Here is a 14,885-nt window from a genome sequence, read left to right as displayed (position 1 = left end):
TTTTGAAGCCTGAAGAAGCATGACCGCATATAAGTTATTAGTTATAATCTCATATGGATTGCGGTCATGCTTCGCCCCTACAGATATATTTGTCAAACCCAGATGTCCCCCAAAAATTAAGGTTTTGGTTTCTGACGCACCCTAGTTTTTGATATAACTCATCCATATCCAAAATGACTAATGACAACTGACTACTGACTACTGACTACTGACTACTTTTGTTCTGGATGCGCCGCCGCCGGCGAAGCTGCACCCATTTCATTAATAGCAGCAATTAGCTGATAAAGTCGCCCCGCATCCCGCTGGTTGAAATGCAAAACTAGGCGCGGTAAAGCGAAGGTTTCATCTGCGGCTTCGGCGGGCAGACCTTGACTTTTTACAATTTTTCCCGTAACTACAATATCGCTAAAATCAGTATTTAATCGATCGACATTCTCGTCAGACAGTTGAGACTTCAAGCGAATTACCAGTTTTCCATCTACGTAGCGGCAGGAATGATAAACTAGGTAAAAACTCGCGATCGCCTCACAAGCCACATTTATATCGTCTGTAATCGTGTACAGGCTGCGATCGTCCGCTGAAATCAAACCCCGACCCCGCAATTGTTTTTGCACAAAATAATTCCAATCGTGCCAATAATCGCCTCCGGGTCGATCGAGCAAAACCAAAGGAGCAGGCCCGAACTTGCCGGTTTGAGTCAAAGTCAGACACTCAAAAGCCTCATCCAGAGTGCCGAAACCGCCGGGAAACAAAGCCAAAGCATCGCTTTCGCGGAGAAAAAATAACTTGCGGGTGAAAAAATATTTAAAATTGAGCAATTTGGAGTCGCCGGCAATGAAAGGATTAGAACCCTGCTCGAAAGGTAACTGAATGTTGAGCCCAAAAGAACGTTCCGCAGTCGCCCCCTCATTCCCGGCTTGCATGATCCCGCCCCCGCCACCAGTAATCACCATAAATCCCTGCTGGGCGATCGCCCGCCCAAAATCTTTGGCGAGTAAATATTCCGGCGATGTCGGCGACACCCTCGCCGAACCAAAAATCACTATTTTCCGCACGTGGCGGTAAGGATAAAACATCGAAAAAGCTTTTTCCATATCTCGCAGAGACGACGAGATAATTTTCCAGTCAAGGCGATCGAGTTCCTCTCCAGCCATTTGCACTATCGTCGAGAGCGATCGTTCGATCCACTCAGAGTGCTTTAACATTGGCAGGCGATCGATTAAGTCGATCGCTTCAGCTTGCAAGGACTCAAAAGCTTGACCAGGCCCAGAAGGAATCATGAATTTTTCCGAAACGGTAACAATTTGTCAAATTATCAAAATTAAGGGGCAAGCCAAATTTAGAAGCTAATAGCCACTAGCAAATTGCGCTGCTAGCAACTAATAACTTTTCTAGTAGCTTTGCCCCGGCACTGAAGCGGACGCGGCTTTCGCGAGCCAAAAAACAGCACGAAACCGCTCGCTGTTTAGTTAAAGGTACTTTTCCAGAGTGTTAGCCAGAGTAGTTTTCGGAACTGCCCCAACCACCATATCAACCCGCTGACCGCCCTTAAATATCATCAGCGTCGGAATGCTGCGGATACCGTATTGGCTTGCCACATTAGGATTCTCGTCGGTATTAACTTTTACTACCTTCACCTGCCCTTCATATTGCTGGGCAATTTCGTCTACGACGGGCGCCACCATCCGACAGGGCCCGCACCAGGGAGCCCAAAAATCCACTAGAACTGGAACTTCGCTATCGAGCACTTCCTGCTTAAAGGTAGAGTCGGTTACTTGCGCGGCTGCTGACATCCCTAGCCATCCTTGTAAATACTATTTCTCGGATAACAAGTTTAGCAAAAAGTGTAACCACTTGCGTCAGTCGATTTTACTATTTTACATTTTAGATTTGAGATTTAGTGGCAGCATTGAATCTGGGAGTTCAAACAAAAGTCTAAATTCTGAGTTCTCCACGACGATTGTACGTGGCACGGTATCTCTTTTTGGTTAGGAGCGACGATTTTAACAGAAGGCTTCTCAAGGAATTCTAGAAATGGAAGTTAGAATTCGGCATTCGGCCGCCAAAAAAATCTCTGTAACTCCCCCTCTACCCCTCTCCCCCTCTTTCCCTCTCCCCTCTTCCGCTCTCCCCACTCTCCGGATCGAAGGGCCTTAACCCCGTACCTAGTCAGTAAAGAGGAGCGCTTGGGGTCAAAAAGGAACCGCCCGAACAGTAGTCCGGGCGGAGTGTGGTGTGAGGAGTGAACGGAAACATGCGTCTCCGCTTCTTATATTGTGACATCTCCTTCTCGATAATTCCACAACGTTCTGTAAATTTCGAGACTCTTGAACAAATTTTGTCAAGGTATCCTGGTATTCGATCGGTAAATCTACTTACCCATGCCCAACTGCTGAGCTTTTTGATAGACTTTACCCTCAGTTAACAGAGAAGGAGCAATCACCACTTCTACTTGCTGCATCTCCTTAATATCTTTAGCGCCCAGGGTACCCATGCTAGTTTTGAGAGCTCCGAGCAAGTTGTGCGTGCCGTCATCTAGCAGCGCCGGCCCCCGCAAAATTTGCTCCACAGTCCCAGTAGTCCCCACCCGAATCCGAGTGCCGCGCGGCAAAACCGGGCTGGGAGTCGCCATCCCCCAGTGAAAACCGTGGCCGGGAGCTTCCGCGGCCCTAGCAAAGGGTGAACCAATCATCACTCCATCGGCGCCGCAGGCAATGCACTTGCAGATATCGCCGCCGGTAATTAAACCGCCGTCAGCAATCACCGACACGTATTTACCGGTTTCGCGATAGTAGTCGTCCCGCGCCGCGGCGCAGTCTGCTACCGCTGTCGCTTGGGGAACACCGACACCCAATACACCTCTAGATGTGCAAGCAGCCCCCGGCCCGATGCCCACGAGAATGCCTGCGGCGCCAGTTTTCATTAAATTGATGGCAACTTCATAGGTGACGCAGTTGCCCAAAATTACTGGTATCGGCATCTCTGCACAGAATTGGGTCAAATCTAAAGAGACGATCGACTCGGGGGAGAGAAAAGCAGTAGAGACTACAGTTGCTTGCACAAAAAATATATCAGCTCCCGCTGCGGCAACCGAAGAGCCGTATTTGCTCGCGCCGGCCGGTGTACCGCTGACAGCGGCAATCCCTCCCCCTGCTTTAATTTCTTTAATTCTGAGTTCGATTAATTCGGGCTTGATCGGTTCGGCATAAAGTTGCTGCATCAGGGACACAAATTCGTGGTTCCCAACAGAAGCAATGCGCTCTAATATTGGCTGGGGGTCGGCATAGCGGGTTTGAATTCCTTCAAGGTTGAGCACGCCCATTGCTCCCAATTCCGACAGCAAAATGGCCATCCGCACATCGACTACTCCGTCCATGGCGCTGGCGATAATCGGAATTTCTCGATCGATCCCACCAATCTGCCACTTAGTATCTGCCAAACTCGGATCGAGGGTACGCTGTCCCGGTACGAGGGCGATTTCATCTATGCCGTAAGCTCTGCGAGCGCTTTTGCCCCGCCCAATTTCAATATTCACGCTGTTTCACTTCCACAATGTATTTAAATTAGACTAACAAAATCGTAGCTCGGTTGCTGGTAGCGATCGCACGCCAGTCCTAAAAAAAGTTGAGCACTAAGTCTGATTTTATGAAATCCAAGGAAATACTCTTTCTCAGCAACGGCCACGGGGAAGACGCGATTAACTGTCAAATTCTCCATGCTTTGAGAGAATCAGCGCCAGATGTGGATGTTTCGGCGATGCCGATTGTAGGTGACGGGGCTGCTTACAGTCGATCGCGCGTACCGATGATTGGGCCCACCAGTCCCATGCCATCTGGCGGAGTGTTTTACATGAATCCCCTGTTTTTTCTCAAAGATGTGAGGGCGGGGCTAGTTCGTTTGACTGTGAGACAATTGCTGGCTGCTTTGACGCATTCTGGGCGCTGCAATTTGGTGGTGACGACTGGGGATATTGTCGCGGCTGGCTTCGCGCGATCGACCTCGCTCCCCTATATAATTTTTCTGTCAGCTCATTCAAGTTATTACGAAGGGCAAGTCGATTTAGGTTTCATCTTAAATTATTTGCTTTCCTCCGAGCAATGTCTGGCTATTTTCACCAGAGACGCATTGACTGCCACCCACTTAAACCAACAGGGTTTCAAGAAAGCCAGATTTGTCGGCAATCCTGTGATGGACAACCTCAGTCCTGCGGGCAAAGATTTGCAATTAAAGCCCGGAGTTAGGACGATCGCGCTTCTGCCCGGTTCACGCCTCCCCGAAGCCACCGACAACCTGATTTTGCTGCTAGAATTAGTCAAACAAATTGCTGCTATTGCTTCGCAACCAGTACAGTTTCGAGCTGCCTTAGTCCCAAGTTTGATGCTAGAATTAGATCGTATTGCAGCGCGAGCCGGATGGCTGCACCGAGAAGGAAAGTTAGTTTTTCAAGAAATCAAACAGCTCGATCGCGAAAAAGCAGCAACAGTTGAAGTAATTTGCTACTCAGATGCTTTCGCCGACATTTTGCAACAATCTAACTTAGTAATTGGGATGACAGGAAGTGCGATCGAACAAGCTGTCGGCTTAGGAAAACCAGTAATTACCATCCCCGGTAACGGCCCGTCATTTACCTATCGGTTTGCCGAGGCTCAAAATCGGCTTTTAGGCGATTCAGTGCAAGTTATTGGCAAAGAACCCGCAAATCCTGAGATTATCAAGAAAGCTGCTTTAGAGGTCGATCGCACTTTGCAAGACAAAGATTATTTAGAGACTTGCGTTAAAAATGGCTTAGAAAGAATGGGACAAGCAGGTGGTAGCCAGAAAATTGCTGATTACGTAACCAACCATCTCGAAAAAACCCAGTTTCTTACAAATACAATAGGTTCGTAGTGTCGGACGCCAAGTCCTCATAGATAGGAGGACTTGGCATCCCAACGAGCAAACCTTTACCGGACACGATCTAAGTCGCGATCGTTTTAGGGATTTTTCAACAACTCAGAAACTGTTTTAAATTGATAACCTTTTGACTGCAAAGACTTGACAATTATCTCAGTTGCTGCTACGGTTTTCGAGCGATCGCCCCCGCCATCGTGCATCACCACGATCGAGCCCGATCGCACATGGTCAATCACCTGATTTGCGATATCATCTACCGTGTGAGTTTTCTCATAATCTTGAGAATCCACATCCCACATAATCAATTTTTTGTGCATTTGGGATAGCAAATAAGACAAACCTACAAATCTCCGCCCCCAAGGCGGGCGAAAACTAATACTGTCCTGCTTTACCCCAAATTGCAGCAAAAGTTTGTCCGTTTTTTGAATTTCCGACAGCAAATGTTCTCGGGATTTAAACATCATATCTTTGTGAGAGTAGGAATGGTTTGCCAACTCATCTCCCCTCGCCACAATCATTTTCACAATTTCGGGATGTTGCTCAATCTTGCGGCCGATTTCAAAAAAAGTTGCTTTAACTTGATAGCGGTCTAAAATATCTAAAACCTGATTTGTATAGGGAGGATAGGGCCCATCATCGTAGGTAAGCGCAACTATTTTCTCTTGAGTATCGGCGCGGTTAATTCCGAAATAATTGTGAAACTTAGTAACGTTAATCAGCAGCGATGCTGCCAAAAAAAATGCTATTGTCAAAAGCAGAAACTTTTGTAAATTTTTACCGATTCGCATAGTTGCACGCACTCGATCGAGAATGAAAGCGATCGCAACTTACGCACTCCGCCAAAAAAACCGGGTTTTTTCCCGAATCTGCGGGCTGCAACCAGTCTTTCCGTAAAAAAACCCGGTTTTTGACTACTGCGTAAGTCCTATTGATGTCAGATTATAGCACGATCGCCGGCAGATTAGTCTTGACATTCTCCTGAATTAAAATGTTATACTCGCAGTCAGGGTTATCTACTCACAATTCGACTTTTGGACTTTCGACAAAAAAAGCTGTAATTCAAAAGTACGAAAGCGAAGTCTCACAGAAAGTAATTCAACATTAATCAACTTTTTTATACCGCAGTAATTCCCAACATGATTTCACTGCCAGACATCACAATTCTCAGCCCAATTTACGAAAGTGCTAATTCACTCGTATACCGAGGCATCATTAATAAAAATCAGCAACCTGTGATTTTGAAACTCCTGAAAGAAAATTATCCCACACCAGCGGAACTCTACCGCTATCAGCAGGAATACGAAATCACTCGCCGTCTCAACCTAGAGGAAACGATTAAAGCCTACGAACTCCGAAAATACGAAAACACACAAGTCATGTTGTTGGAAGATTTTGGAGGAGAGTCCTTAAAAATCCTGCTGAATGACCGTCCCTTTGCTTTACCAGAGTTCCTCCACCTAGCCATCCAAATCACAGATGCGTTAGGCAAAGTTCATCAAAAAAAGGTCATTCACAAAGATATCAATCCATCTAATATTGTCTTGAATCCTCAAACCGGAAAATTAAAAATTATTGACTTTGGCTTATCTACCATCCTATCCCAAGAGAATACCACCCTCAAAAGTCCTAATCTTCTAGAAGGGACATTAGCTTATATGTCCCCCGAACAAACAGGACGGATGAATCGAGCGATCGACTACCGTACCGACTTTTATTCTCTGGGCGTTACTTTCTATGAACTGCTAACCAACCAGTTACCTTTTGAATCCGTCGATGCCCTTGAGTTAGTCCATTGCCATATTGCAAAAGAACCGACTCCACCTCATGAAATCAATCCAGAAATTTCCTTAACTCTCTCAGAAATTGTCATGAAATTAATGGCAAAAACGGCGGAAGATAGATATCAAAGTGCTTGGGGAATCAGCGCTGATTTAAAAAAATGTCTCGCTCAATCTAGAAATGGCAAAATAAAAGCTTTTTCCCTGGGATACCAAGACATTTCTCCTCAATTACAACTACCTCAAAAACTGTACGGGAGAGAATCACAGATAGACTCTTTATTGACTGCATTTTATCGCGTAGCTTCGGGAGAAGAGAAACAAGTAGCCGCGAGCAGCCCAACTACAACTAATTCACAAAAATTGCCCGTACAGAGACAAACTGAACTCATGCTAATCTCTGGATACTCTGGTATTGGAAAATCAGCTTTAGTTCAGGAATTGTATAAGCTCATCACTCAAAAACGCGGATACTTTATAGCAGGTAAATTTGACCAGTTGCAACGCGATATTCCCTATCAAGCTTTAGTCGCTGCCTTCCAAGAATTGGTGCGACAATTGCTCACCGAAACTGAACCCCAATTACAACAGTGGCGAGAGAAGATTCGACGTGCATTAGGCAGCAACGGACAAATTATTATTGATGTCATTCCCGAAGTTGAACTGATTATTGGCAAACAGAATCCCGTCCCCGAATTACCTGCAACAGAAGCACGAAATCGGTTTAATTTAGCTTTTCAAAACTTTATTCAGGTCTTTTGCCAAAAAGAACATCCCCTCGTCCTATTTCTAGACGACCTTCAGTGGACAGACAGCGCTACACTGCAATTGATTCAGTTGATAGTGACCGATTTTACTACTCAATATCTGTTTGTAATCGGAGCTTATCGAGATAACGAAGTCAGTGCAACTCATCCTACTATGCTGACTTTATCTGAGATTAAAAAGCAGGGAGTAATAGTTAATCATCTATCCATTTCACCCCTAAATTTAAACCAAGTCAATCAATTTATTGCGGACACGCTGAAAACCGAGTGCATCCATACCCAAAGATTAGCCGAGTTGGTTTGGCAAAAAACACAAGGAAATCCATTTTTTATTAAAGAGTTTCTCAAGTCACTTGATACAGAGCAATTGCTGAATTTTGATTTAAATGCTGGGGCGTGGCATTGGGATTTAGAGCAAATTCTAACTAGGAATATTACTGATAACGTTGTTGAGTTCATGGCAGAGCAAATTCAAGCCTTATCAGAATTAGCACAAAAAGTTTTACGATTAGCCGCTTGCATTGGCAACCAATTTGATTTACCGACCCTTTCAATTATTAATGGAAATTCTCTACAAGAAACGGCTAATGAATTATGGAATGCTATTCAAGCAGGATTTATATTACCCCTTGGAGATAATTACAAATTCCTGAAAACAGACCGAGATACAAAGGAATTAAAAATTACTTATAAATTTGCTCACGATCGCATTCAGCAAGCCGCCTATTCCCTAATTGGACCAGACGAGAAGCCAGGGCTTCACTGGCAAGTGGGGCAAGTGCTGTTGCAAAATACACCGCAACAGATACTCCCACAAAAAATTTTTGATATTGTCAATCAACTAAACTTAGGTATTGGATCGATCGACCTTCAGTTAGAAGGAGATCGACTGGCTCAATTAAATCTGAGTGCTGGCAAAAAAGCGAAGGCAGCCTCGGCCTACAAACCAGCCTGGAATTACTTAAAATTGGCGGTGGATTGCCTGAGTGCAGATAGCTGGACAAGACAGTATGAATTCACCCTGGAACTATATGTAACAGCAACCGAAGCAGCGAGCCTGACGGGCAATTTTGCAGAAATGGAGAGATTGATTTCTGTCGTTCTGCAACAAGGCAAAACGGTGTTGGATAAAGTGAAAGTGTATGAAATTAAAATTCAAAACTATACGGCATATAGCAAGCCGTTAGAAGCGATCGAAACCGCCATGACCGTCTTAAAAATGTTGGGAATTCGCTTTCCCAAGCAACCCAAAAAATTAGATATTATCATTGCACTCGCCCGGACAAAAATCCGGCTAGCAGGTAAACGAATTGAGGACTTAATCGACCAGCCCCCCATGACAGAACCTGACAAGATAGCCGCCATGCGCCTCCTGTCAATTGTATTTTCTGCTGCTTATTTTGCCACACCAAATTTTTTACCGCTGCTTGTATTAAAACAGGTTAATTTATCATTAAAATATGGTAACACTCCTCTGTCTGCCTATGCTTATGCTACCTACGGAGTAATTCTGGCGGGAGAGTTCGTAAAAGATGTTCGTTCCGGCTATCAATTCGGCGAACTTGCTCTGCGTTTGCTCGATAAGTTCAATACTCAAGAACTGAAAGCTAGGACATTATTTATATTTAATTACTTTATCAGACACTGGCAAGATAGTGTCAGCAAAAGCTTAACGCCTTTGCTAGATGCTTACTCGATCGGACTGGAAACTGGAGATTTAGAATATGCGACTTATTCAGCTTCCGCGTACTCCTACTATTCGATCGTAAGCGGCAAGGAATTGACTGGTTTGGAACGCGAGATAGCAGCCTACAGTAACAGTTTCAAGCAACTCAATCAAGAAACATTATTTTATTACAATCAACTTAACCGACAGGTTGTATTAAATTTAATGGATCGAGCTGAAGATAAGTGCCGTTTAATTGGTGAAAGCTACGATGAAGTCAAAATGCTGCCCGTTCATTTGGCGGCGAATACTAAAAATATTTGTCATTCTATTTATTTTTACAGATTATACCTCGGTTATCTGTTTCAAAACTATCAGCAAGCATTAGAAAATGCTCCTTTAGTAGAAAAGAATTTAAAGAGTGCTATGGGAGCCGTTCCGCTTTCTCATTTTTACAATTCCCTTACTCATCTTGCGGTATATTTTGATGTTTCTAAGTTAGAACAAAAACACATCCTGAAAAAAGTTGCATCCAATCAAAATAAGATGAAGAAATGGGCGAGTTCGGCTCCGATGAATCACCTCCATAAATTCTATCTCGTGGAAGCAGAGAGACATCGAGTTTTGGGTGAAAATGCTAGGGCGATCGACTATTACGATCGCGCTATTGCCTCAGCCAAAGAACACGAGTACCTCAACGATGAAGCTTTGGCTAATGAATTGGCCGCCAAATTCTACATCGCTTGGGGAAAAGAGCAAGTTGCCGAAGTCTATATGACAAATGCTTACTATTGCTATTTGCGCTGGGGTGCCACAGCAAAAGTGAAGGATTTGGAACAAAAGTACCCGCAACTTTTAAAGCGTTTTACCGCAGCCAGAAACTCGGATAAATCGCGCAGCAGCTTGTCCGATATCTCTGACAGTTCTTCAGGAGAACTTCTGGATTTAGCAGCATTGATGAAAGCGTCTCAGGCAATTTCCATCGAAATTGAGTTCGATAAACTCCTCACGACTTTGATGAGAATCATGCTGGAAAGCAGCGGTGCCCAAATTGGCTATCTAATTTTAGAATCTCAAGGACAATTGCGAGTCGAAGCATCAGGCGAAGCTAACTCAGATCGGGTGATAGTGTTGCAATCGACTCCCATAGAAACCTGCCTGCCTATGTCGGTGATTAACTATGTTGAAAGGACTCAAAAAGGACTGATTGAAACTAATGTTGCCCGCGAAGGCAGGTTTACCCAAGATGCTTATATTAAAAGACAGCAGCCCAAGTCGATTCTTTGCGCCCCTCTGTTGAATCAAGGGCAATTAACTGGCATTGTTTACTTAGAAAATAATTTAGCAGATGGTGTCTTTACACCCGATCGCCTGGAACTGATACAATTGCTTTCAACACAAGCAGCGATCGCACTTACCAACGCCAGACTCTATACTCAGGTACAATCCACCCAAAATCGCCTGAATAAATTCCTCAATGCCATACCTCTGGGCATCTCCGTGCACGATGCCAAAGGACAAATCATCTACACCAATCAAGTAGCCCAGCAGTTACTGAATATTCAAGATTTACCCACAGCCGAAACCGAGCAATTATCACAAACCTACGGTGTTTATCGCGCCGGCACTGGGGAGATGTATCCAGTCGAACAGTTGCCCCTGGTGCGATCGCTTGGCGGTGAAAAAGCACGGGCGGATGACTTGGAACTGCACCACAGCGATGGGAGCATTTTTGTAGAATCAACGAGTACGCCAATTTTCGATGATACGGGTAATGTAGAATATGCGATCGCAGCTTTTCAAGATATTAGCGATCGCAAACAAGCCGAAAAAACGCTGAACGAAAATATCCGCTTAGAACAGGAAATTAGCGATCGCAAAAAAACAGAAGCAGAACTCGAAGTGGCAAAAGAAGCAGCCGTTGCCGCCAACCTCGCCAAAAGCACCTTCCTTGCCAACATGAGCCACGAATTGCGAACTCCCCTCAACGCCATTCTCGGCTTTTCTCAACTGATGAACCAGGATACAAATCTGTTAAACGAACAACAAGAAAACCTTGGCATCATTCATCGCAGTGGAGAGCATTTATTGACTCTGATCAATCAGGTGCTTGACCTTTCCAAAGTAGAATCGGGACGCATGACGCTATCGGAAAATAATTTTCACATCCATCACTTCCTAGCTGATATCGAGGATATGTTTGCGTTGAAAGCCAACGCTCAAAGCTTACAATTGCGATTTGAATGTGCTGCGGATGTTCCCAAATACATTTACGCTGATGAAGTTAAGTTGCGGCAAGTGCTAATTAACTTAATCGGTAATGCCGTTAAGTTTACCTCTTCTGGAAGCGTATCTGTAGAAGTAATATCAAATCCGGTAGCATCGGAATTAATATTACCCACATTCAGGACACGGCAGTGCCGTGTCCCTACAATTAATCAGGGTAGGGAAACGGCACTGCCTTGTCCGACCTATCATTCCAGTGCAACCGGAATTGATATCAAAAATCAACAGGAAAACGCCCAAAATCAAGCCGAAACACAAATAACAAACAACCAACAACAAACAACAATTACCTTTGAAGTCAAAGATACGGGAGTTGGCATGGCGGCAGACGAACTGGAGAAACTATTCCAACCCTTCGTACAAACAGCATCAGGTCAAAAAGTGCAGCAAGGAACCGGATTGGGACTGACGATTAGCCATCAATTTGTGCGCTTAATGGGAGGTGAAATAACTGTCATTAGTGGTGGCAAAGCTTTCACTCCTGGAATGCCTCTGGGGGAATTATCTGATGATACAAAACCTCTACCAACCTCTGGCACAACATTTAAATTTGACATTCCTGTGGGTATCGCTGATGGAAGCCCAATTCAAAACCAACTCTACCATCGTCGCGTCATTGCCTTAGCACCAAACCAACCCCAATATCGCATCCTAGTAGTCGATGATAAAGATGACAATCGGCAACTGTTAGTTAAACTCCTCAAACCTCTGGGTTTTGAAGTGCAAGAAGCCAGTAACGGCATTGAAGCCCTGGAAATTTGGGATTCATACTCACCGCATCTCATCTGGATGGACATGAGAATGCCCGTTATGGATGGTTATGAAGCCACGAAACAGATTAAAAGCACCATCAAAGGGCAAGCTACTGCTGTTATTGCTTTGACAGCAAGCGTGTGGGAAGAAGAAAAGGCAGTTATTTTATCGGCTGGTTGCGATGATTTTGTGCGAAAACCGTTCCACAAAGAAGTCATTTTTGACATCATGGCAAAACATTTGGGAGTCCGTTATATTTATCAGGAACAACACCCACCTTCTCCCCCTTCTAATGTGACGGGAGAACCGTTAAATTTAACAAATTTATTAGCAGGAATGTCAAAAGAATGGATTGTCAAATTCCATGAAGCAGCTCTTGACGCGGATTCCGAATTAGTATCTCAACTCCTTGAGCAAATTCCTGAATTCCAGGCTCTAGAACTTCAAACTCTCAGGGGTTGGGTGAATAAGTTTCAGTTTGAGAAGATTCTCGATTTAACTGAACCCTTGGTTGGTGAATATTGAGACAGCAGATTGCGGGTTTATGAAGTACACGCCCGCGATCCCCGTAGGGAAACGGCTGAGCCCAAGGAGTGACAATTTAAGCTGTCAGTCCGCCCAGTTCTTCCGCCCACCCGACAGTCCGCCAGGGAATCAATTCCCTGTCTAATAGCGAAAGTCCTCTGAAGAGGACTAATGAGTTTAAAATTTTTCTTCTCAGTCCTCTTAAGAGGACTTTCGCTTTGAGGCAGGGAATTCATTCCCTGCCGGACTATTGGTTGTACGTTAAGTTGACACGAATGGGCATGGTGCCGTGTCCCTACTGCACTTCATAAACCCGGTTTCTTGGGTCAGATTGCGTAAGTCAGGTTTATGCTATTTGATGCTAGTACGCGGTTGGTTCTGTTCAATCATTGACTTTAATGGCGACTGTTTTAACTCTGTAAGATCCCGGATGGTAATTGAGCAACCGTCTGCCAATCTCACAGCAGTCAAATAGCATTTGCCGTAATTACTTTCTAGATGAACCTCTCCTTCAAGCGATTCTCCAGTCTCAACAACTTCTACTAATAAATCAAAAAATCCTGAAATCAATTGATTAAGCAGTTTTTTCATGAGGGGTGCGCCTGCGAGTTCGGTTCGTTTTTTCCCTAAGATTCTGGCAAAGACAGGGTTAACTACCAAGCAGCGAAAATCTTCAATTTCTCCAGCAATATCCCCCCTCACCGCCTGCACTGCGGCTATTCCATCCAGAGATGAGTTTAGCAAATTTGCCAGCATGGTGCGAGATTGGTAGACAATTTCAGCGGTTTGCTGGTGTCGCTCGATTGCTTCTTTAAGCTGGCGTTTTTGGCGCCAGATAGTGAGGTGAGTTTCGAGGCGAACTAGCACTTCTTCCGGCTCAAAAGGTTTAGAAATGTAGTCAACTCCGCCTACCTTAAAAGCTTTGACTTTATCAAAAACTTGGTCAAGTGCACTTAAGAAAATAATCGGAATTTCGGAGGTGTTTTCATCGGATTTGAGGGCTTCGCAGACTTGATAGCCGTCAATGTCTGGCATTTTAATATCCAGCAATATAGCATCGGGGGGATGATTGCGAACAGTCCTCAAGGCCATCGCACCATTGGTGACGCAGCGAACTTTATACCCATGCTTAGTCAGAATTTCTGTGAGGAAATGCAGATTTTCTGGGAGGTCATCCACAATTAAAATGTTGCCTTTTGGAGTGCCTAATTGCTCGAAATCACTGCCTCCGGCCACAGTCATCGCCACAGGTTCGCCGATGCCAAAGGCGATCGCACTTGTGGTGCTTTGCTTCTCTAGCAGAGAGCGGAAGTTATGCTTCGTAACTTTTTCCCCCATTACATCTGAAAGGCGCTGCCACAGGATGGCTGCTAAATCTTTAATATGTCCTATGCTCAGGTACAAGCTGTCAGCAACAGCACTATAAGTTGTGTTTTTCCAAGCAGCTTTTAAAATTTCTTTTTCAAGCAAACTTAACGTTTTACTGGTCTTGGACTCTAAGGCTGCTTCGATAAATTCTAAGGCTTCTTCAAAAGTCATGTAAAAAATCAATCTCATCGAGTAAGGTTTTTCCAGTTTTGCACCCTAGTTTTGAGTTATGCACTGTAGTAAGTCGGTGGAGAAATTCCTAATAGTTATTATGACAGACTTGTTGACCATTACGGTCGGGGCGATCGCCCCCGATCCTGATTTCACCTTGTCGAAGCAAAAGTAGCGATGGCGCCTGCCTAAATCTTTTTGAGGGCGATGGCTTAAACCCTTTAATTGCAAAGCTTTTCAGTTGCTTGTCACCCTGTCAGCTCTTTGAGTTTGTTCGCTGACATTTTTGCTCACCTCTTTCTTCACCAGTTTTGGAAGCACTCCGACTCTCAGAAACCGGGTTTTTTACCTTGGGTGCGGGCTGCAAGCTGTGTATTTTCCTCCATCAAACCCGGTTTCACCGGCCCCGATGCGCAAGCCCTATTTACATAACGCTCCAAATGATCCGACTTTTCCGACTTTACGATCCGACTTTTCCGACTTGCTTTAGGCCGATCGCGCAAACATACTATTAATAGCATCTACCAAAAGAAATAGAACAGTACCAGTCATGCTGTCGATCGGCTCTATAGATAGTAAAACCAGGGCATTCGACTTTTCCGACTTTCCGATCCGACTTTCCCGACTGACAGGGGCGGCGGAGGGGAGCCCTGATACAGACATGGAAAGGATGCAGCC

8 protein-coding genes are annotated in these 14,885 nt (G+C 44.7%); 2 read left to right on the top strand and 6 right to left on the bottom strand.

From position 1 onward, the window contains the following. Positions 1-212: 212 nt before the first annotated feature. The 3 genes from QT974_RS18000 to QT974_RS17990 form a co-directional block, all read right to left on the bottom strand. A complete protein-coding gene (locus tag QT974_RS18000) occupies positions 213-1,280 on the bottom strand; it encodes an LOG family protein (protein WP_333469806.1) in 1,068 nt (355 codons plus the stop codon). 189 nt (positions 1,281-1,469) lie between these two features. Then, on the bottom strand, positions 1,470-1,793 hold the full coding sequence (trxA, locus tag QT974_RS17995; RefSeq protein WP_333469805.1) for a thioredoxin: 324 nt from the start codon (positions 1,791-1,793) through the stop codon (positions 1,470-1,472). A 578-nt stretch (positions 1,794-2,371) separates the two neighbouring features. Beyond that, complete coding sequence (locus tag QT974_RS17990; protein WP_333469804.1) at positions 2,372-3,535, bottom strand: GuaB3 family IMP dehydrogenase-related protein; 1,164 nt, start codon at positions 3,533-3,535, stop codon at positions 2,372-2,374. A gap of 89 nt (positions 3,536-3,624) precedes the next feature. Between QT974_RS17990 and QT974_RS17985 the strand changes: the two genes are divergently transcribed. Continuing rightward, on the top strand, positions 3,625-4,887 hold the full coding sequence (locus QT974_RS17985) for a lipid-A-disaccharide synthase-related protein (protein ID WP_333469803.1): 1,263 nt from the start codon (positions 3,625-3,627) through the stop codon (positions 4,885-4,887). Between the two features lie 86 nt (positions 4,888-4,973). Here the strand turns inward: QT974_RS17985 and QT974_RS17980 are convergent, their stop codons facing one another. Next, positions 4,974-5,645: a polysaccharide deacetylase family protein gene (locus QT974_RS17980; protein WP_333469802.1), complete on the bottom strand. Its 672-nt coding sequence runs from the start codon at positions 5,643-5,645 to the stop codon at positions 4,974-4,976. Positions 5,646-6,029: 384 nt separating this feature from the next. Between QT974_RS17980 and QT974_RS17975 the strand changes: the two genes are divergently transcribed. After that, positions 6,030-12,668, top strand: a complete 6,639-nt coding sequence (locus QT974_RS17975; RefSeq protein ID WP_333469801.1) for an AAA family ATPase — start codon at positions 6,030-6,032, stop codon at positions 12,666-12,668. A 351-nt stretch (positions 12,669-13,019) separates the two neighbouring features. Here the strand turns inward: QT974_RS17975 and QT974_RS17970 are convergent, their stop codons facing one another. Further along, on the bottom strand, positions 13,020-14,225 hold the full coding sequence (locus tag QT974_RS17970; RefSeq protein WP_333469800.1) for a response regulator: 1,206 nt from the start codon (positions 14,223-14,225) through the stop codon (positions 13,020-13,022). 468 nt (positions 14,226-14,693) lie between these two features. Continuing rightward, positions 14,694-14,885: hypothetical protein (locus tag QT974_RS17965; protein ID WP_333469799.1), on the bottom strand; the 192-nt coding region annotated here is incomplete at its 5' end.

The sequence above is a fragment of the Microcoleus sp. BM001215392 genome (assembly GCF_036700185.1).
Classification (GTDB): Bacteria; Cyanobacteriota; Cyanobacteriia; order Cyanobacteriales; family Microcoleaceae; genus Microcoleus.
This window is presented reverse-complemented; position numbering and strand designations above follow the sequence as displayed.

Bases quoted from the DNA above. Each gene is read 5' to 3' on its own strand.
- QT974_RS17970 (WP_333469800.1), bottom strand. From the start codon at position 14,225: ATGAGATTGATTTTTTACATGACTTTTGAAGAAGCCTTAGAATTTATC.
- QT974_RS17975 (WP_333469801.1), top strand. From the start codon at position 6,030: ATGATTTCACTGCCAGACATCACAATTCTCAGCCCAATTTACGAAAGT.
- trxA (WP_333469805.1), bottom strand. From the start codon at position 1,793: ATGTCAGCAGCCGCGCAAGTAACCGACTCTACCTTTAAGCAGGAAGTG.
- QT974_RS18000 (WP_333469806.1), bottom strand. From the start codon at position 1,280: ATGATTCCTTCTGGGCCTGGTCAAGCTTTTGAGTCCTTGCAAGCTGAA.